Source organism: Micromonospora sp. NPDC005291, from assembly GCF_040607415.1.
Classification (GTDB): Bacteria; Actinomycetota; Actinomycetes; order Mycobacteriales; family Micromonosporaceae; genus Micromonospora.
Genome location: NZ_JBEXGR010000001.1, coordinates 21,120 through 41,158 on the forward strand (window position 1 = coordinate 21,120; position 20,039 = coordinate 41,158).

16 protein-coding genes are annotated in these 20,039 nt (G+C 69.5%); 9 read left to right on the forward strand and 7 right to left on the reverse strand.

From position 1 onward, the window contains the following. Window positions 1-6: 6 nt before the first annotated feature. Window positions 7-987: a DUF2804 domain-containing protein gene (locus tag ABZT18_RS00090; RefSeq protein ID WP_354993563.1), complete on the reverse strand. Its 981-nt coding sequence runs from the start codon at window positions 985-987 to the stop codon at window positions 7-9. 277 nt (window positions 988-1,264) lie between these two features. On the opposite strand from ABZT18_RS00090, the gene ABZT18_RS00095 reads away from it, so the two are divergent. The 3 genes from ABZT18_RS00095 to ABZT18_RS00105 all read left to right on the forward strand — a co-directional run bounded on the left by ABZT18_RS00095 (window position 1,265) and on the right by ABZT18_RS00105 (window position 6,162). Continuing rightward, window positions 1,265-2,494 carry an ROK family transcriptional regulator gene (locus ABZT18_RS00095; RefSeq protein WP_354993562.1) on the forward strand — a complete coding sequence of 410 codons (1,230 nt, stop codon included), beginning with the start codon at window positions 1,265-1,267 and terminating at the stop codon, window positions 2,492-2,494. Between the two features lie 366 nt (window positions 2,495-2,860). Then, window positions 2,861-4,459, forward strand: a complete 1,599-nt coding sequence (locus ABZT18_RS00100; protein ID WP_354993561.1) for a carboxylesterase family protein — start codon at window positions 2,861-2,863, stop codon at window positions 4,457-4,459. 119 nt (window positions 4,460-4,578) lie between these two features. Continuing rightward, window positions 4,579-6,162, forward strand: coding sequence for a carboxylesterase family protein (locus ABZT18_RS00105; RefSeq protein WP_354993560.1), 1,584 nt, complete (start codon window positions 4,579-4,581; stop codon window positions 6,160-6,162). Between the two features lie 157 nt (window positions 6,163-6,319). Here ABZT18_RS00105 and argG read toward each other — a convergent pair whose 3' ends face one another. Continuing rightward, window positions 6,320-7,771: an argininosuccinate synthase gene (argG, locus tag ABZT18_RS00110; RefSeq protein ID WP_354993559.1), complete on the reverse strand. Its 1,452-nt coding sequence runs from the start codon at window positions 7,769-7,771 to the stop codon at window positions 6,320-6,322. 135 nt (window positions 7,772-7,906) lie between these two features. Between argG and ABZT18_RS00115 the strand changes: the two genes are divergently transcribed. From ABZT18_RS00115 to ABZT18_RS00130, 4 genes are all read left to right on the forward strand, one after another. Then, window positions 7,907-8,782: an alpha/beta hydrolase gene (locus tag ABZT18_RS00115; RefSeq protein WP_354993558.1), complete on the forward strand. Its 876-nt coding sequence runs from the start codon at window positions 7,907-7,909 to the stop codon at window positions 8,780-8,782. Window positions 8,783-9,247: 465 nt separating this feature from the next. Further along, on the forward strand, window positions 9,248-10,561 hold the full coding sequence (locus ABZT18_RS00120) for an LPXTG cell wall anchor domain-containing protein (protein WP_355250023.1): 1,314 nt from the start codon (window positions 9,248-9,250) through the stop codon (window positions 10,559-10,561). A gap of 360 nt (window positions 10,562-10,921) precedes the next feature. Next, the gene (locus tag ABZT18_RS00125) at window positions 10,922-11,398 is read left to right on the forward strand and encodes a hypothetical protein (RefSeq protein WP_354993556.1); all 477 of its coding nucleotides are present in this window, start codon (window positions 10,922-10,924) and stop codon (window positions 11,396-11,398) included. 82 nt (window positions 11,399-11,480) lie between these two features. Next, the gene (locus tag ABZT18_RS00130) at window positions 11,481-13,310 is read left to right on the forward strand and encodes a glycoside hydrolase family 15 protein (RefSeq protein WP_354993555.1); all 1,830 of its coding nucleotides are present in this window, start codon (window positions 11,481-11,483) and stop codon (window positions 13,308-13,310) included. A gap of 304 nt (window positions 13,311-13,614) precedes the next feature. Here the strand turns inward: ABZT18_RS00130 and ABZT18_RS00135 are convergent, their stop codons facing one another. After that, on the reverse strand, window positions 13,615-14,184 hold the full coding sequence (locus ABZT18_RS00135; protein WP_354993554.1) for an alpha/beta fold hydrolase: 570 nt from the start codon (window positions 14,182-14,184) through the stop codon (window positions 13,615-13,617). A 262-nt stretch (window positions 14,185-14,446) separates the two neighbouring features. Continuing rightward, the gene (locus ABZT18_RS00140) at window positions 14,447-14,713 is read right to left on the reverse strand and encodes a helix-turn-helix transcriptional regulator (protein ID WP_354993553.1); all 267 of its coding nucleotides are present in this window, start codon (window positions 14,711-14,713) and stop codon (window positions 14,447-14,449) included. A 91-nt stretch (window positions 14,714-14,804) separates the two neighbouring features. Between ABZT18_RS00140 and map the strand changes: the two genes are divergently transcribed. Continuing rightward, complete coding sequence (map, locus tag ABZT18_RS00145) at window positions 14,805-15,623, forward strand: type I methionyl aminopeptidase (RefSeq protein ID WP_354993552.1); 819 nt, start codon at window positions 14,805-14,807, stop codon at window positions 15,621-15,623. Window positions 15,624-15,758: 135 nt separating this feature from the next. Here map and ABZT18_RS00150 read toward each other — a convergent pair whose 3' ends face one another. Continuing rightward, window positions 15,759-16,778, reverse strand: coding sequence for an alcohol dehydrogenase catalytic domain-containing protein (locus tag ABZT18_RS00150; protein WP_354993551.1), 1,020 nt, complete (start codon window positions 16,776-16,778; stop codon window positions 15,759-15,761). A 68-nt stretch (window positions 16,779-16,846) separates the two neighbouring features. Beyond that, window positions 16,847-17,278 (reverse strand): cupin domain-containing protein, encoded by a 432-nt coding sequence (locus tag ABZT18_RS00155; protein ID WP_354993550.1) that lies wholly within the window; start codon window positions 17,276-17,278, stop codon window positions 16,847-16,849. 181 nt (window positions 17,279-17,459) lie between these two features. Here ABZT18_RS00155 and ABZT18_RS00160 point away from each other — a divergent pair, with 181 nt between their 5' ends. Next, complete coding sequence (locus ABZT18_RS00160) at window positions 17,460-18,332, forward strand: helix-turn-helix transcriptional regulator (protein WP_354993549.1); 873 nt, start codon at window positions 17,460-17,462, stop codon at window positions 18,330-18,332. Between the two features lie 39 nt (window positions 18,333-18,371). On the opposite strand, the gene ABZT18_RS00165 is transcribed toward ABZT18_RS00160, so the two are convergent. Beyond that, entirely contained in the window at window positions 18,372-19,598 is a 1,227-nt protein-coding gene (locus ABZT18_RS00165; RefSeq protein WP_355250026.1) for a cellulose-binding domain-containing protein, read from the reverse strand. Between the last annotated feature and the right edge of the window lie 441 nt (window positions 19,599-20,039).

Here is a 20,039-nt window from a genome sequence, read left to right on the forward strand (position 1 = left end):
CCGTGGCTACCAGCGGTTGCGCGCCTCCTCGGCCCAGCCGACGAGCCCGTCGAGACTCACCTTCGTCCCGTCGTCCGTCTTCGCCCACCCGGAGAAGTGCCCGAAACACTGGTGCGTCTCGTTCGCGACGACACCGAGGTTGGTGCGGGCCACCTTCTCGTGGAACGGCCGGAACTCGGCCTCGACCCGTTCCCCGCTGATCCGCCACGGGCGGAGCCAGTCCGACCGGTCGTAGGTCCAGCGCAACTCCTCGCCGATCTTGTGCAGCCGGCCGTCGACGAACAGGCCGTTCTCGGTGACCCCGGTGCCGTCGGTCCACTGACCGCCGAGCTGGATCGCTCGTCCCGGTGCCGCGCCCGCGGCCCAGTTCCACGTGATCGAGTACGGCCACCTGCCGCGACCGTGGTCCAGCACGGCGAACGCGTCCGGCCCACCAATCTCGTACGTCTGGCCGTGCAGCTCCAGCAAGCCGTGGACAGGGCGGCCGACGTCCTTGACCGTGTACTGGAATCGTGTGCGGCTCCACGGCACCACCACGCCGAGCGACTCGTGCCCGGCCGGCATCGGCATCTCCACCTCCAGCCGTACGCCGGGGGCGGTCGCCGAGATGGCAGTGCCGTCCGGACGCTGAGCGATCCGGATCGCCAGCTCACCGCCCCGCGCCCGCGCCTCACCCACACCGCTGTGCGGCGGTAGCACCGTCCCGCGCGCCAGCGGCACCACCACGTCGGTCTTCGTCTCGACGCCGCTGTCCCGATCGAGTACGTAGACGCCGTGCACACCGGCGTAGTCGATCGACGAGGCGACCAGCCCGACGATGTGCTGTGGCGTGACGATGCCCCAGTACTCCCACCGTTTGGTCCGGCCCCAGCCGCGCAGGTTCGCGGTGTGCAGGGGGCGGCGGGTCCAGCCGACCGCCTCCGGGTTGAGGCGACCGTCCGGTCGGCACAGATCGACAGGTGAGGTCAATTCACGTTCGTGCGTCACGAGGTGCAGGATAGCCCCCGGCTGCGGGTGCGGCCCGCTGCGCACTCGCCAGAGTTCCACCACAGTTGACCGCGATCCCACAGCCGGCCGGCTGGCAGGTCCGCGACCTGGCCGGGTCCCAGACCTGTTCGCCGTTTGGCGTCCGGCTCGGCCTGCCGGCGCACCTTTCGGCTCATCTCGTTCTAAGTGAGCCGTAATCGAGGCTATCTGCGCCAAGTTGCTTGGTCAACGGCAACCATTAGAACCGTTTTCGTCCGTATTAAGGTACGCTGATCCCATGCGGCCGCCTGATGTCCCCGTCCTGCCGAGCCACGGCGCCACCGGCAACGAACGGCTGGTCCTCGCCGCTCTGCGGGGTGGAGCCGTTCTCAGCCGGGCCGAGCTGAGCGCCACGACCGGCCTGCCGAAGACGACGGTGACCGGCATTGCCAATCGCCTCCTGCAACGGGGCATGGTGGTCGAACACACCGCCGACAGCGGAGGGCAGCACCGGGGTCGCGGGCGGCCCGCGAGTGGCCTCACGCTGGCGGACGCCGGCGGCCTCGTCGCCGCCCTCTGCTTCAGCCACACCACGATCCGGGCCGCAGCGGTCGGCTGGGACGGCACGTTTGCCGCCTACCGAACAAGCGACATCGGCGAAGATCGCGACCAACAAAGCGTGATCGACCGAGGGCTCCGCCTGCTCGCAGAGGCGTTCGCCGAGACGGGGTCGACGCCAGAGCAGGCCGACCTTGCCGTCGTGGGCGTTCCGGCAGCCTTCGAGCAGGGGGTGGGGGCGGTGTTCGACCAGCTGCCCGACGCGGCCCGCACGGCCGTACCCGAGATGGCGAAGCTCTTCGGGTGGTTTCGGTCGGACCCGGTACCCATCGTCACCGAACGCCTCGGCATCCCGACGGCGGCGGAGAACTACGCCAACCTCGCAGCGCTGGGCGAGGCGACCGCCGGAGCGGGGCGCGGCATGGACGACATCATCTACATCAAGCTGGTCGAGGGGGTCGGCGCCGGGCTGATCCTCGGTGGCCGGCTGCACCGGGGCGCCCGCGGACTGGCTGGGGAGTTGGCGCACGTGCAGGTGCTCCCCGACGGACGATCGTGCCTGTGCGGGAGTCGCGGTTGCCTCGCGGCCACCTATGGCGGCTTCGTGGAATCGGTCGGCCGCTCGGCCTACCCGGAACCGTTGACCTTCGCCGACATGCGCGAGTTCGCCGCGGCTGGCGACGTGGACACCCGGCGCATGATGGCCGACCTCGGCCGGGGTTTCGGGCGAGCGCTCGCCGACGTCTGCGTCATGCTCAGCCCAGAGGCGATCATCGTGGACGGAATGCTCGGGGCCGCCGCGGAGCCATTCCTCGCCGGCATGCGCGACGCGATCGACCGCCGTATGCCGAGTGTCTTGGCCCAGAGCCTCCAGCTACTTCCCGGCGCGCTCGGAGAGCGGGCCGACATGCTCGGCGCGGTCGCGCTTGCCCGAACGGGACAACTGGCCGCCGCAACCTCCACACGGTAACGGCGAGGTTACGGCCGCAGCGCGTCCGCAACATTCGCGTCCCCTCCGGTTGCGAAGCCCCCTGGTAGCGGATATGTTCTGCCCCACAACAAAGTCTTCCTCCGTCCTCGGCCGGCCGGGGGAAGCGCCAGCGTCGCGACCGTTCCACTCCGGCTCCTTGCCCGGTACTCGCCTGAACCGTCGCCTGGCCTCCTTCGCGGGCCGGTGCATTCGTTGATCCGAATGCGCCTCCCGTTCACCGTGGACTCCCCCCGTCCACGACCAACTGCGGCACCGGACCGGTGCGAGCCGGGGACCTCCCCTGCCGCAAAGATGGAGGTACGACCACCGATGAAAATCCGACCAACCGCTCGATGGGTCGCGGGAATGTCAGCGGCAGCGGCTGTTGCCCTGGCCGTCACCGCAGGCCCACCCGCCATGGCCAACTTCGCCAGCGCCTCGCGCGGTGCCAGCAGCTACCCCGGCCAGTCCCCCGTCGTCCAGACCGACAAGGGTGCGGTCCGGGGCGAGGCCAAGAGCATGGTGACCTCCTTCAAGGGCATCCCCTTCGCCGCGCCGCCGACCGGTGACCTCCGCTGGAAGGCGCCGCAGCCGGCCGCCACGTGGAAGGGCACGAAGGACGCGACACAGTTCGGCGCCTCCTGCGTGCAGGGCACCGGATGGGACCCCGGATATGACAAGCCCACGCTGACGGAGGACTGCCTCTACCTCAACGTGTACCGCCCCAGCACCGTCTCCAAGAAGAACCTTCCGGTCTTCTTCTGGATCCACGGCGGCGGCAACTTCGCCGGCGCCGGGCGCGACACCAACCCGGACAAGTTCGTGACGCGAGAGGACGCCGTCTACGTCACGATCAACTACCGGCTTGGCGCCATGGGCTACCTCGTGAATCCGGCCCTTGAGGCGGACAACCGCGACGGTTCGGCCGGCAACTTCGCGATCCTGGACCAGCAGGCCGCGCTGCGCTGGGTCCAGAAGAACATCAAGGCCTTCGGCGGCAACCCCAACAACGTCACCGTCGCAGGGCAGTCCGCCGGCGCTGGCAACACGGCCGTGCAGCTCGCCTCGCCCTCGGCGCGAGGTCTCTTCGACCGCGCCATCCTCCAGAGCGGAGGCGGCAGCCCTCTGCGGACGTTGCCGGCGGCTCGCCAGAGCGGCGAGCAGTTCAGCGCCGAGCTCGGCTGTCCGACGGGCGCGGGCCAGGTCGACTGCCTTCGCTCGAAGAGCCCCACCGAGATCCTCGCGGCACAGGCCAAGGTCCGTCAGTCGGGCGCTGTCGCCGGCACTCGCGTCGTGCCGACCGACCCGATCGACCTGATGAAGACCGGCAAGCTGACCGATCTGCCGGTCCTGGTCGGTGGCACGTCCGACGAGTCGCAGCAGAGTGTCTTCGCCGCCTACGACTACCTCGGCAAGCCGCTCACCACCGAGCAGCTCAACACCCTGATCTCCACCACGTACCCGGACGGTGTCGACCGGATCCGCGCCACCTACCCGGTGGCGAACTACAAGTCGCCCACCGTGACCTGGGGTGCGATCCAGAGCGACCAGCGTGCGTGCCGGGATCAGACGCTGCGCGAGCGACTGGCGAAGGACACCAGGACCTACGCCTACGAGTTCGCCGAGAAGAACGGCCCGGCCTTCGTCTCGATCTGGCGCCTCAACACCGACTACCCCTTCGGTGCGACCCACGTCAACGACCTCGGCTACCTCTGGGACTACCTCGGCACCGCCCTGCCCTTCAGCAGCGAGCAGGTCGATCTGTCCAACCAGATGATCAGCTACTGGGGCAGCTTCGCCCGTGACGGCAAGCCGAACGCACAGTTCGCGCCGACCTGGCCCCGGTACGCCCCGCAGGGTGACCTCCTGCAGTTCGCTGCCCCCAGCGCCCAGCGGGTCGCCGACGCGACGATCGGCAACTCGCACAACTGCTCCGTGTGGGACGCGGTCAGTCCCGCTGTCTGACGAATTCAACGAGGTCCGCGGTGTGGTGTCTCGGCACCACATCGCGGATCCCGGAAGCGAGCGCAGTGGGCACGTCGTAGCTGCGCGGACCCCTCGAACCAACCGAAAGGGAATGTTAGGTGAGAAGTTTCTCCAAGCGCCGCCTCGCCACGTGGGTTGCGGCCGTGGTTGCTCCCGTACTGCTGCTGGGCGCGGGTGCCAGTGCCGTCGCTCAGGCCAACGGAAAGGGCGACCCACGCGGCGGTGACCCCGTCGTGCAGAGCCAGAGCGGGCTCGTCCGCGGCGTCGCTGCGGGCCAGTTCGACCAGTTCCTCGGGTTGCCGTACGCGGCACCTCCCGTACGCGAGCTGCGGTTCGCCCCTCCGGCCGCACCGGAGTCGTGGCGGGGAACCCGGACGGCCGATCAGCAGGCCCCGGCATGCATCCAGTTCGAGCCGACCGGCATCCGCGAGGAGCAGGCCGTCAGCGAGGACTGCCTCTACCTGGACGTCTACCGGCCGAGCAAGGTCGCGAAGAAGGCCAAGCTGCCGGTCATGCTCTGGTTCCACGGCGGTGGCCACACCCAGGGCACCGGCGTCATCTACGGCGGCGGAACGATGGCCGCCAAGACTGACACGATCATCGTCTCGATCAACTACCGCCTCGGAGCCCTCGGCTTCCTCGCCCACCCCGCGCTCAGCGAGGTCACCGAAGGTGGGTCCGGCAACTACGGCCGGATGGACCAGCTCGCGTCGATGAAGTGGGTTCGGGACAACATCGCCAACTTCGGCGGTGACCGCAACAACGTGACGATCTACGGCCAGTCCGCCGGGGGCCAGGGCGTCTGCGACATGCTGGCCATGCCCGCGGCCAAGGGCCTGTTCCACAAGGCGATCGTGCAGAGCCAGCAGTGCCTGGCCACCCGCAACACGCTCGCGGTCGGCGAGCAGCGGGGTGTCGGATTCGCCGAGTCGGTGGGTTGCACCGATGCCGCCACCGTCGTGAACTGCCTGCGCGCGGCCTGGCCCGGGAAGCTCGTCGCCAACCAGGCGAACTACCTTGGCAACTCGAAGGTGGGCGGCTCGCTGCTGCCCAAGTCGTTCGCCGACGCGTTCGCCGACGGCACCTGGAACAAGGTGCCGGTCATGAGCGGCACCACGCGCTCCGAGAACCGTCTCACCGAGACCGCCCTCGCCGGGATCACCGCGCAGGGCTACGTCGACACGATCAAGCGCGAGTACGGCGCCAAGGCGGACCGCGTCCTGGAGCTGTACCCGCTGAGCAAGTTCAAGAGCCCGTGGGACGCCATCACGCAGGTGCACACCGACGCCGGTCGCGCGTGCCAGACCGAGCAGGCCGCCCGGGTGATCTCGACCAAGACCTCGCTCTACCGCTACGAGTTCAACGACCCGACCTCGCCGACCCTCTACGGGTTCCGCGTCCCCGGTGAGGACGTCTCCAACGGACACAGCGGCGAGCTGGCCTACCTGTTCGACTTCACCCTCGGCGAGCGGCCCCTCACCGCACAGCAGAAGAAGCTGTCGGACCAGATGATGCGGTACTGGGGCGCCTTCGCCCACAACGGGAACCCGAACTACCGGGGTGCCCCGTCGTGGCCGACGTACGGCGGCGACGAGAACGTGATGCAGTTGCGCACCGGCGGAGCGAGCCGAGTGATCAACACCTTCGCGGCGGAGCACAACTGCGGCCTCTGGCTCAGCTGACCTCGCACAGCACGTATCGATAACGGAACAGTGCGGGCCCGCCCCCGAAAGGGGCGGGCCCGTCCGCGTCCGAGCCCCGCCGGAACCTGCGGTGAGCGGCACGGCGTCGCACAGAAGGCCCAGAGGGTGGGTGTCGGAGGACCGGCCACGGCGTCGCTCAGTCGACGCCGAACTCCATCGCGGCGCGGTCGAGTGCCGCATCGTCGGCGGAGGAGACGCCCCGGGAGGCGATGGCTTCCGCACCGCCCTCCGGCATCGCACCGATGAGCCCGGTCGAGGCCGCCTGGGCCGCGCCGACCATCCGTTGCGGGGTCGCGCCGCCGACCATCCCGAGGGTGGCGTACTGCTCCAGCTTGGCCCGCGAGTCAGCGATGTCCAGGTTGCGCATGGTGAGCTGGCCGATCCGGTCCGACGGCCCGAACGCCGAGTCCTCGGTACGCTCCATCGACAGCTTGTCCGGGTGATAGCTGAAGGCCGGGCCGGTGGTGTCCAGGATCGAGTAGTCCTCGCCCCGGCGAAGCCGCACCGTCACCTCGCCGGTGACCGCCGTGCCGACCCAGCGCTGCAGTGACTCGCGCAGCATCAGCGCCTGCGGGTCCAGCCAGCGACCCTCGTACATCAGCCGACCGAGCCGGCGGCCCTCGCTGTGGTAGTTCGCCAGGGTGTCCTCGTTGTGGATGGCGTTCACCAGCCGCTCGTACGCGGCGTGCAGCAGTGCCATGCCGGGCGCCTCGTAGATGCCCCGGCTCTTGGCTTCGATGATCCGGTTCTCGATCTGGTCCGACATGCCCAGGCCGTGCCGGCCGCCGATGGCGTTGGCCTCCAGCACCAGGTCGACGGGGCTGCCGAACTCCTTACCGTTGATCGTCACCGGGCGACCCTGGTCGAAGCCGATGGTGACGTCCTCGGTCGGAATCTCCACCGACGGGTCCCAGAACCGGACTCCCATGATCGGGTTGACCGTCTCGATGCCGGTGTCGAGGTGCTCAAGGGTCTTCGCCTCGTGCGTGGCGCCCCAGATGTTGGCGTCGGTGGAGTACGCCTTCTCGGTGCTGTCCCGGTATGGCAGGCCGCGTTCAAGCAGCCACTCCGACATCTCCTTACGCCCACCCAGTTCGGTGACGAAGTCGGTGTCGAGCCACGGCTTGTAGATGCGCAGTTGCGGGTTGGCCAACAGGCCGTACCGGTAGAACCGCTCGATGTCGTTGCCCTTGAAGGTGGAGCCGTCGCCCCAGATCTGGACGTCGTCGGAGATCATCGCCCGCACCAGCAGCGTTCCGGTCACGGCCCGACCCAGCGGGGTGGTGTTGAAGTAGGCCCGCCCGCCGGAGCGGATGTGGAAGGCCCCGCAGGTCAACGCCGCCAGGCCCTCCTCGACCAGGGCGGCGCGGCAGTCGACCAGTCGGGCGACCTCGGCGCCGTAGCTGAGCGCGCGACCGGGCACCGAGGCGATGTCGGGCTCGTCGTACTGGCCGATGTCGGCGGTGTAGGCGCAGGGAACGGCGCCCTTGTCGCGCATCCACGCGACCGCGACCGAGGTGTCGAGGCCGCCGGAGAAGGCGATGCCGACACGTTCACCGATGGGCAGGGAGGTGAGAACCTTGGACACGAGGAAGAGTATGCACAATCCCGCATGGTCATGCATAGAGAAGTGGCCGACACCACGAGGATTTCCCTCGGAACGTCACGGCTCGCCGTCGGCCGGCACCCCCGATCCGATCCCGCCGGCCGTAGGCTCACCGACATGACGACAGCGCAGGCCCACACTCTCGCCGTGACCGGCGTCGATCTGGTCTACGACGTCCGCGGTCCGCTACCCCCGTCCGGCGGGCGCCCCGCGCTACTCATGATCGGTCAGCCGATGACGGCGGAGGGCTTCGAAGCGCTCGCCCCGCACTTCACGGACCGCACAGTCGTCACCTACGACCCACGCGGCCTGGGTCGCAGCATCCGCACGGACGGCCGGGCCGACCACACGCCGCAGCGTCAGGCGGCCGACCTGCACCTGCTGATCGAGGCGCTCGACGCCGGCCCGGTTGACGTGTTCGCCAGCAGCGGCGGTGCGGTGACCGCGCTCGAACTGGTCGCGACCCACCCCGACGACGTCGTCACACTGGTAGCACACGAGCCGCCGATCAACGCCGTGCTCCCCGACGCCACGGCCGCCGAGCGCGCCCGGGCCGCCTTCTATGAGGCTTACCAGGCGAAGGGCACCGGGGCAGGCATGGCCGCCTTCATCGCGATGACGTCCTGGCAGGGCGAGTTCACCGATGCCTACTTCGCCCAGCCCGCGCCCGACCCGGCGATGTTCGGTCTGTCGACCGACGACGACGGCACTCGCGACGATCCGCTGCTGTCGAAGAGCTCGTGGGCGATCACCGACTACCGCCCCGACGCGAGCGCGCTCACCGCGGCAACGACGCGGATCGTGATCGCGGTCGGCGAGGAGTCGGCGGGAACGTACACCGCGCGTACGGCCCTGGGCGCTGCTGCATTGCTCGGCCAGGAGGCCGTGGTCTTCCCCAGCCACCACGGAGGCTTCCTCGGTGGTCAGTTCGGTTACCCGGGCAAGCCCGAGGAGTTCGCGGCAAGGCTGCGCGACGTGCTGGACGCCGGCTGACCGTCGCAGGCCCGCGCAGCCGACAGGGCTCGGCGCTCAACTCCCGCATCACCTGACGACGTCTCGGTCACAAACGGTCCTGTCGTAACGGCCCGTGCCGATTGACGCGCGGCTCCGACGCGCACTTGACGAAGATATCGATGCATCATACGGTCATAAGACATCGGACATAGGATGTCATAGGATGTGGTGCATGCGGCGGCTTCGGCTGCTCCTGACTCTTTCTCGCCCAATCGGCCTCTCCGCCGCTGCGTCCCTGCCCGCCGGTTCAGCGCGGCGGCCAGGCCGGCCCTCACCTCCGGCCAGGGCACCCTCGCGAACCTGCACAAGACCGGCAGGACTCCCCCGTCATCAGCCGCTTCAGCCCCGCTGGCTGCGTGTGGCCCGACGCTGCCGAACGACGTCGCATGTCCACGACAACGGTGTCCGTGGCCGTCCGGCATCCTCCTGAAGGAAAAGGACCCCATGAAGCTGTCTGCCCTTGGCCGCATCGCTCTGGCCACAGGCATCGCCGTACTGACCACCGGCGTACTCCCCAGCCCGGCGCACGCGGCCGCCGCCCCGGTGAAGAAGAAGATCCTCCCCGTCCTGGTGGAGTTCAGCGACGCATCCTTTCAATACCCGGACAAGGTGAAGGCGTCCACGCCGGACACCTACTTCGGTGCGAAGAAGGACTCGGTCACGTCCTTCCTGTCGGAGGTGTCGCGCGGGCAGTACACGATGGTGCCCGCCGTCAAGGAACAGTTCGTGGGCCCGATCAAGCTGCCCATGAAGGCAGGCGGATGCGACCACGGCCAGATCAACACGCTGACCCGGGCGGAACTCACCAAGCGAGGCCTGGTGGAGGGCAAGGACTACGACAGCCTCTCGATGGTCTTCCCAGCACAGAAGACCGAATGCTTCTGGGCCGGCCTCGCCACCGTGCCCGGCGGCACCACCTGGATCAACCTGTACGGCACTGCCAGTGGACTGGACGTCGTCGGGCACGAACTGGGACACAACCTGGGCTTCGCACACCAGGGACGCCTGGTCTGCACCGGCGGAAAACTGACCGCCTGCAAGTCGGACGGCGGCAGCGCCAAGACCATCATGGGCGGCGGCGGTTGGGTGTCCGGCTTCTCCGCCCCCGAACTGATCAGGGCCGGATGGCTCTCCGGCAGTGCGACGCTCAAGGTCACCAAGTCGGGTGCGTACACGCTGCGTTCCCTGCACGGCGTGGGCAGCGGGACACGTGCCCTGGACATCGCGCTGGGCAAGGACCGGCTCGTCATCGAGTACCGCCACGCGGCCGGCAGCCTGGACGCGAAAATTGAGGGCGTACACGCCTACCGAGTGCCCAAGGGCGCGTACGGTTCCTCCTCGATCATCGACACCACCGTCAAGAACAAGGAAGCAGCCGACGCGGACGCCATCAAGACCCTGACGGACAAGACGAACAAGGTCTCCGTGGCTGTCGTCTCCTCCGGCGGCGGCCAGGCCAGGGTCAAGGTCGCGCTCAACGGCGAGTCCCTCTCTGCCGTCGAGGCAACTCCCACGAAGACCGCGACCCCGAGCCCCAAGGCCACCGGCGCCAGCCCCAGCGCCAGCGCCAGCACCGAGGCCAAGGTGGAGGTCGAAACCGGCGGCTCCGAGCCGGTCACCGAGACCAGCTCCGGGACGGACCTCGCCGCCACCGGCACCCTCTCGAGCACCCTGCCGCTCGCCGCTGGTGGCGGCGCCGCCCTGTTGGCGGCCGGCGCGGGAGTCCTCGTGCTGAGGCGTCGCCGCAAGCGCGCCTGACCGACCCACCCGGCCCCCGGTCGCACGCCCGCAAGGCGGGCGACCGGGGCCGGCCGCACTGTGTTCAACAGGCTGTCCGGCGAACCGCCGGCCCTGCAGGTGCCGTGCGCCTAGGGTAAGAGCCGGGCGACCACCGCGGCCGAATCGCGCTACGGACGGCGCCGCACAAGGCTCTTTCCGTGCTAGCCGGAAGGCGTGCGATGTCCGGGGTCAATTCGCCTTGCCGCGTACGGATGGGCGGCGCGGCGCTCGTTCGACCGGTGCCGACCCGGCCACCTTCACGCTCTGACGCGAGAGCGTCTTCGGCACCGACACAGGCACCGGCAGCGGCGGCAACGGACGACACCGACTCTCGCTGAGATGGACTGGGCTGGATGGGCACTGTTCGGACTGGTCGCCACTGTGGCGCTCACTGCGGTGATGATCACCGCTCAGATGGCCGGGCTCACCCGTCTCGATCTTCCCTTGGTGCTCGGGACCATCGTCACCGAAGATCCCGATCGGGCCCGGGCTGTCGGGTTCTTCATCCACCTCACCGCCGGTCAGGGCTTCGCTCTCGGGTATGCGGCCGTGTTCGCCATGCTGCATCGCGCCAACTGGTGGATCGGGGGGTTGCTCGGTGCGCTCCACGTCGCGATAGCGCTGACCGTGCTCCTGCCCCTGCTGCCCGGTGTCCATCCGCGCATGGCGTCACACCGGGCCGGGCCGGCCAGCACCGCCGTGCTGGAGCCGCCCGGCCTGTTCGCCCTCAACTATGGCGTTCAGACACCGGCGGTCATGGCTGTCGTCCATGTCATCTACGGGGTGGTCCTCGGGCTGCTCCTACAGGCTCGGTGACCTGCACCGGCCGCGGTGAGCGTTCGTGGCTGGCGCGCGGCCGCAACCGGCGCCGGTTGCCGCTCGTCGCTGGAGGTTCTCCATGACCGACGTCCCCATGGCCCATCAGCGGCCTACGGCGCCGATCGGCGACTACGGGCTGCTGAGCGACACCCGCACCGCTGCCCTCGTCGCCAGTGACGGCGGGATCGACTGGCTCTGCGTACCCCGCTTCGACGGTGACCCCCTGTTCGGCCGGCTGGTCGGTGGCCCGGCGGCGGGGACGTTCCGGGTCGGGCCGGCCTGGCCTGCGACAGTCGTCGAGCGGCGTTACCGGCAGCACACCGCCACGCTGGAGACGACCTGGATGGTGGACGGTTGTCGGCTCACCCTCACCGAGTCCATGGTGGCCGAGCTCGCCGGACGTCTGCTGCCCACGACGGTGCTCGTACGCCGCCTGTCGGCTGAGGGAGGTGCTGTTGACGCCGTGGTGGAGTTCGATCCCCGGCTCGGCGCCCAGCACCGCCGACCCCGGGTCCACCACCGAGGCAGGGATCTCGTGTGCGAGTGGGGGGCCCTCGCGGTGTCGCTGGGCTGCGCACCTGGGTTCACCGTCGAACCGGGTGCGCGCACCGCGATCACCGTCCAGCCGGGTATTCCGGTCACCCTCGTGCTGGCCATCGCCCATCGCGAACCACTGATCCACGTCGAGCCAGCCGCGGCCTGGGAACTTCTCGTCGCCGACGAGAACCGTTGGCGGGGCTGGGCCGCAGAGATCGACGCCTCACTGCCGTTCCGGGAGAGCGTCGTACGCAGTCTGCTGACCCTGCGGTTGTTGACCTACTCTCCCTCGCAGGCACCGGTGGCCGCACCGACGACCTCGCTGCCCGAGGATCCCGGCGGGGTGCGCAACTGGGATTACCGCTATGTCTGGCCACGAGACGCCAGTATCAATGTCAACGCGTTCCTCGGCGTGGGCAAACTGGAGGAGGCCAACGGATTCCTCGCGTGGTTGCTGCACGCCAGCCGGCTGCAGCGACCACGCCTGCCGGCGCTGCTCACCTTGGACGGCCGCCACGTACCGCGAGAGCGGGAGCTGCCCGGCTGGGCCGGCTACCTCGACAGCACGCCGGCACGGGTGGGCAATGGCGCAGCCGAGCAGCACCAGCTCGACGGTTACGGCTGGGTGGTCGATGCCGCGTGGGTGCTCGTGCAGGCCGGGCACCGCCTGAACTCGGAGACGTGGCGGGCGGTGCGCGGCTTCGCCGATCTGGTCGCCCGGCGCTGGCCGGAGCCCGATGCCGGCATCTGGGAGGTACGCGAGCCCGTCCAGCACGTGCATTCCAAACTCATGGGCTGGCTCGCCGTCGACCGTGCCCTGCGCATCGCCGCAACTCACCGGGTCTCCGAGCGGCAACGCCGCCGGTGGCAGGAGGCCCGGGAAGCCATCGCCACCGACGTCCGCGCCCGGGCCTTCGACCCGTCGCAGGCAAGCTACGTCCGCAGCTACGGCTCACCGGACCTGGACGCGGCTCTGCTCGTCCTGCCGTTGCTGGGCATGGACGACAGTGGGTCGGATCGCGTACGCGGCACCATCGATGCCATTCGCGACCGGCTCACTGCCGGCGGCCCGCTTCTCTACCGCTACCCGCCGGGACGCGACGGCCTCCCCGGCCCCGAAGGCGCGTTCCTGCCCTGCTCATTCTGGCTCGTGCAGGCCCTCGCGCACACCGGACGATGCACCGAGGCGGTCGAACTGTTCCGGGAACTGCTGGGACGCGCCAGCCCGCTCGGCCTCTACGGCGAAGAGGTGGACCCGACAACCGGCGCTTTTCTCGGCAACTACCCGCAGACGCTGACCCACGCCGCGCTCATCCAGGCCGCACTCGCGATCCGAGACGCCGCGCCTGTTGATCAGGAGAGCGGACGATGACGACGCCCCCGACCCGCGGCTGACGCGGGACCGCCCGACGCCGTACGCCCGCTCATCGGTCGGCGGTCAGTCGAACTCCTCGACGTACTCCTCGGTCGGGCCCAGCTCGGGCCGGTCGCGCAGCTCCAGGACCGTGCCGAGAAAGGTCAACGGCAACCCGTGGACCACCGCGGCGGAGATCTACGCCCTCAACTGACCGGGCATGCCAGGGAGCTTCCGGCATCGCGCCGGGGCTGCTTGCGTACCGGTGGATGGGCTTGGGTTCTGGGCGGCGCTTCGCCGACCGCCTTTCCCTCCGGACTGCTCACGCTGGCGCGGAAGGCGACACCTTGACGACCTTCGCCACCTCGCTCAGGTCATTGTCGAGCTGATGATCGCGCCCCGGAAGCCGGTGCAGCTGTGCCTGCGGGATGACCCGGGCGTACAGGTCAGCATGCGACGGTGGAGCAGTTTCGTCCTGGAGCCCGTGGAACACATGCACCGGCACGTCTTGCGGCAGCCTCGCGCCGAGGTTGGGCAGCACCTCGAAGTCGCCGCCGGGCCAGCCGCCCGCACCGACGAACGGGGCGGCGACAAGCACGATCGCCCTGAGTTCCCGCTTCGGTGGCCGCTCGGCGAGTGCGTTGATGAGGATCGTCCCGCCCACTGAATGGCCCACGACGACCGCCCCGTCGTCCAAAGCCGCGATCTCCCGCTGGATGGCGCCGCTCCATTGGGCGTAGCTCGGGTCGTCCTCGTCGGGCATCCGCGGGTAGCGGACCTCGTACCCGTCCCCGAGCTCCCGCCTCAAGCTGTCGACCAGCTCGTTGTCCCATTCGTCGTGCGCACCGGCGCCGCCGCCCTGAACGAACAAGATCTGCGCGGTTCCTGTCATGACGATCCTCCTGCACACACTCGTGTTGACCGGGTTCGGTTCTCGCTGCCGGCCCCTGCCATCGTCTGGTGGTGGTCGGTCGCGACCGTCGCCACAGGGTCAGCCGAGGTGGCACTCGACGGTGTCGAGGTTGAGGCTCGACGGCGACCAGCGTCTCTTCGACCTGCTCATAGCCTGGGAACCGGACGAGTAGGTACTTCTGGACCATCGGCACCCGACCTCTGAGACGGACCTCCTGATGGAGTACGAGGGCGGCTGGTCTTTAGGACGCCTGGCGGATGTGCATGTCAGCCAGCCAGACGGCGGCCAGGTCGCTGAGGGGGACGTCGAGGGCCTGGCTGAGGCAGACCACGGTGCCGAACGCCGGTGCGGGAAGGCGGCCCGCCTCGATCTTGCGCAGCGTCTCGGGGGAGATGCCGGCTGACAGGGCCACCTCGATGAGGCTACGGCCGGCCCGTGCGGCCCGGAGGGCGGCTCCAAGGCGCTGGCCCGCTGCGATCTGTTCGGTGGTGAGTGGTTGGCGAACCATGGCAGCAGGATAGCCCTTCCGGAGCACCCCCGACCTGGCATGGTATAAAAATAACGGTATAAAAATACCGCATCCGGAGAGGGAGACCGTCGTGATCGAGCTCAAGTCCGCCGAGGAGATCGGCCGGATGGCGGTGACCGGCCAGTTCGTCGGCGAACTGCTCGCCGAGCTGAGCGGTGTGGCGGCAGTCGGCGTCAACCTGATGGATCTCGAACACCACGCCCGCCGCCGGATCAAGGAACGCGGTGCGGAATCCTGCTACTGGGACTACGCCCCTTCGTTCGGCCGCGGCCCGTTCCGCAACGTGCTGTGCCTGTCGGTCAACGACGCGGTGCTGCACGGCCTGCCGCACGACTATGTTCTGCGGGACGGTGACCTGCTCAGCATCGACATGGCGGCCGGCATCGACGGCTGGGTCGCCGACTCCGCGCTCTCCGTCATCGTCGGCACCCCCGACCCGGCCGACCTGAAGCTGATCGAGGCCACCGAGGTCGCACTGGAGGCCGGCATCACCGCCGCCAAGCCCGGCGGCCGGCTCGGCGACATCTCCGCCGCGATCGGCGAGGTCGCCCACTCCTACGGCTACGGCGTCAACGCCGAGTTCGGCGGCCACGGCATCGGCCGCACCATGCACGAGGCCCCGCACGTCTCCAACAACGGACGCGCCCGCCGCGGCATGAAACTCGACCCCGGCCTCACCATCGCCATCGAGCCCTGGTTCTGCCGCTCCACCGACAAGATCAAGTTCGACAAGGACGGCTGGACGATCCGCTCCGCCGACGGCTCCCGCACCGCCCACTCCGAACACACAATCGCCATCACCGCATCCGGCCCCCAGGTTCTGACCCGCCGCCCCACTCACGGCCCCAACTCGGCCGATCCCACCAAAAAGCCCGCCACCGCCCCCTGACCCACTGCCCGCGTGCGCTCCCCTAGACCGCGCGGGCCCGTCGCCGCGCGGCCCGGCCCACCATCAGCGCCGTGTGCACCGCTGGCGGGTTTGGCAAGTGTCAGGGTCACGGGTAGTAGTACCAGCTCCTTGGCGTCAGAACGCGATGAGGACCTTGATGGCCTCGCGGTCGTCCATGGCGCGGTAGCCCTCGGGCACGTCCTCGAGCGAGACGGTCCGGTCGAAGACCTTGCCGGGGTCGACGGTGCCGTCGAGGATGCCGGGCAGCAGCTCGCCGATGTAGGCGCGCACGGGGGCCGGGCCGCCGTTGAGGGTGATGTTGCGGCCGAACAGGCTGGCGAAGCCGACCGGCGCCTCCTCGTACTGAGGCACGCCGACGCGGCTGATGACGCCTCCCGAGCGGACGATGCCGACGGCTTGGTCGTAGGCAGGCCGGTGCCCCACCGCTTCCAGGACCTTGGGCGCCCCACCGCCGGTCAGGTCGCGGACCTTCGCGATGCCTTCCTCACCGCGCTCCGCGACCACGTCGGTGGCACCGAACTCGCGGCCCAGATCCGTACGGACCTTGTGGCGTCCCATCAGGATGATGCGCTGGGCACCCAACTGCTTGGCGGACAGCACGGCGAGCAGCCCGACCGCGCCGTCACCGATGACCGCGACGGTGTCCCCCTCGGCGACGTTCGCGCGCTTGGCGGCGTGGTAGCCGGTGCCGTACACGTCGGCCAGGGTCAACAGCGAGGGCAGCAGTGCGGAGTCGGTGTCGACGGGCAGGGCCACGAGGGTGCCGTCGGCGAGCGGGACGCGGATCAGTTCCGCCTGGGCGGCGCTGAAGAATCCGACGTGTACGCAGGCGGTCTGGAGGCCCGCACGGCAGAACTCGCAGGTGTTGTCCTGGTAGGAGAAGGAGGCGACGACCAGGTCGCCGCGCTTGACGGTGGCGACCTCGGCCCCGATCTGTTCGACGACGCCGATGAACTCGTGGCCCATCTGCATCCCTTGCTCCCGCACGGGCAGGTCGTGGTAGGGGTGCAGGTCACTGCCGCAGACACAGGCACGCACGATGCGCACGATCGCATCCGTGGGGTGCTGGATGGTGGGGTCGGGCATGGACTCGACGCGGACGTCGCCGGCGCCGTACATCAGGGTGGCACGCATGTGATGTTTCCTTCGGGTCGGGCAAGGGGTGGAGGTGCGGTTGTCGTTGAGGATGTCGCGGGCGGGGGTCAGTGCTGGTTCGCCGTCTGGTACAGCTCGTCGGTGACGGCTTCGAGCCACGTGGTGGGGTCCTCGCCGCCGGGCAGGGCCTCGAGTAGCGCCAGGTGGCTCATGAACGTGTCCGCTGCGGCGCCATGCCAGTGCTCCTCGCCGGGCGGGCAGATGACCGTCTCGCCAGCGTGGATGCGCACCACGGATCCGTCGCGAATGCCGACCAAGCCGACACCCTCAGTGACGTGCAATGTCTGGCCCACCGCGTGGGAGTGCCAGTTCGAACGGGCCCCCGGAGTGAAACGCACCAGCGCCACGATCATCCGCGACGGCTCCGTCCCGTTGAAGATCGGGGTCAGGTAGACGTCGCCGGTGAACCACGAAGCGGGCGTCTTCACGGTCGGGCTGACGGGCTTGAGTTCCATGTCGTGCTCCTCGGTTTCGGACATTGGGCCAGGTTGGGCGCATCATCGCTCCAGCCAGCGGCAGCAGTGGCCGAGCAGCGAAACGCTCGCCGTCGCGGCTCACGTCATCCATGGAACCTGCCCCAGGCTGCCCGTGGGAGGGGTTGTCGAAACAGGTAATGACAGAACCCCTCTGCCGTACGGCGGGGGTCGTAGCGTGGCAGACATGGAAAACCAGGACGACGTCCGCGAGTTCCTGGCTTCCCGACGCGCCAGGATCACCCCCGAACAGGCCGGCCTGCCGTCCTTCGGCGGCACGCGCCGCGTCGCCGGGCTACGCCGAGCCGAAGTCGCCATGCTCGCCGGAGTCAGCCCCGACTACTACACCCGGCTGGAGCGCGGCAACCTCTCCGGCGCCTCCGACAGCGTCCTGGACGCCATCGCCCGTGCCTTGCGACTCGACGAAGCCGAACGCTCCCACCTGTACGACCTCGCCCGCACCGCCAACACCCCGCGCATTCGGCGTCGGCAGGTCAAGCAGCAGATCCGGCCCGGCGTGCAGAGCCTGCTCGACGCCATGACGGAGGCCCCCGCCTTCGTCCGCAACGGCCGCCTCGACATCCTCGCCGCCAACCGGCTCGGCCAGGCCCTGTACGCACCCGCTTTCGACAACCCGGACCGTCCGGTCAACCTGGCGCGGTTCTGCTTCCTGGATCGCCGTGCCGACGACCTCTACCCACACTGGGACGACGCGGCCAACACCACCGTCGCGCTGCTGCGCACCGAAGCCGGCCGGGACCCGTACGACAAAGCCCTCAGCGACCTGGTCGGCGAGCTCGCCACTCGCAGCGACGAATTCCGCACCCGGTGGGCGGCCCACAACGTGCGTCTGCACCACACCGGCGTCAAACACTTCCAGCACCCGGTTGCCGGCCGGCTCGACCTGGCATTCGAGGCCATGCCTCTTCCGGCCGACCCCGGACTGACCCTCACCGCCTACAGCGCGGCAGCCGGCACACCCTCCGGCGACGCGCTGCGTCTGCTGGCCAGTTGGGCCGCGACCAGCACGCCGGTCGACACCTCAGCCGACCAGCGCTGAGCAGCACGCCGGGTCGTCGATCCAGTCCGGAACGACGGGTCAGCAGCCGATCCGACTGGACCCGATCGCGACGTCGTCGTACCAGAGGGTGTCGGCCCCGCCGCCGTAGCTTTCCCAGCCCAGCTTCAGGTCGGTGAGCTGCGGCCTCCAGGTGCGGTTGTACCACTGGCCGTCGATGTCGTGCGTCGGTACGCCGTCCGCGGTCAGCCCGGTGATGGCGGTGCCGTCCAGCCAGGTACGGAGCTGACCGGCTGACCCGTCCACCATGAACTCCACGCAGGCCCACCGATTGGTGGGTAGCGGCACGCTCTGCGCCACCCCGGCCGGGCTCTGCTCGGGCAGGGTCGCGTCGTCGGAGGCGCGGTTCCACTGCATGGCACCGTTCTGGCCGCCCATCCGCAGGTCCTTGTTGCCGTCTGCGGCATCGGTCATCGCCATCATCGTGGTGTGATCGGTGGGCTGGGCGGTGGTGTGCCGCACCCAGATCCGGCCGTACCGGACACTGCCCACGCTGCTGAGGTTCTTCGTGGACCTGATGAAGACGTGGTTGCAGTACCCGGCCGCGCCGTTGATCCGGACCGCTCGGCCGCCGCTGTGCGTGACGGCCGTGTCGATGGTGGCTGTGCCGGCGCCGGAACAGTCCGGATTCACCACGGTCCAGTCGCCGGACGGCGTCGAGCCGGTCTGGTTCTCGAAGCCGTCGCAGAGCACCGCCCCGGCGCACCCGGTCGGCGGGGGCGTGGTGGGCGGGGCGCTGGTCGGCGGGGCGCTGGTCGGCGGCGCGGTGGTCGGCGGCGCGGTGGTCGGCACCATCGTGGTGGGCGCGCTGGTCGGGGTCGGCCCGGCGCCGTTGCACGGTACGCCGTTCAGGCTGAACCCGGTCGGCGCGCCGCCGCTGGAGCCGAACGTGCCCTGCACGCCGAACTCGGTGGAGCCGCCGGCCGGGATGCTGCCGTTGTATGACATGTTGCGGGCGGTCACCGTCGATCCGGACTGGCTGACCGTGGCGTTCCAACCGTTCGTGACGCGCTCGTCCGCGGCGTACGTCCAGGTGACGGTCCAACTGGAGACGGCGGTGTCGCCGGGGGCGACCTTGATGTTGGCGGTGAATCCGCCGGGCCACTGGTTGGGCGTGTAGTCGACCCGGCAGCCCTGGGCGGCGGCGGCCGAGCCGGTGAGCAGGACCGTTCCGGTCGCGGTCACGGCGGCGGCCAGCGCGGCGACGACCGCCAGGGTCGGGACGGGGCGGGCGCGGAGAATCGTCATGAGAGGTCCTTCTGCCATCGAGCTGGACGGAGGCGGCGCGGCGGCGCGCGTCCTGGACGGACGCGGCGCGACAACGCGCCCTGGGTGCGGCGCGGCGGCGCGCCACAGCGACCGGTCGGTGCGTACGACCGAAGTGCCCGGCTCGGGGTGGACCTGTCAATCGCCGACGGCCCGGTCGCCCGGACCCCGGCGGTGCCCGACCTCAATCTATTGACAGATTCCGATCCAATCAAGCGTCAGTGTTCCCGGTGGGATCAGATACCGGGCCGCCGGACCGGCTGAGCGTTATTTCGGTGGACCGGCCAGCCCCGGCCGTGCCAGCCTGACCCGGAGCGGAACCCGGTTTGACCGAATTCCGCCGGGTGAGCGCCATGACGGGATCGAACCGACCGAGGGAGTACGGCGATGCGAGGACTCGAAACCTTCCCGCCCATCCGGACG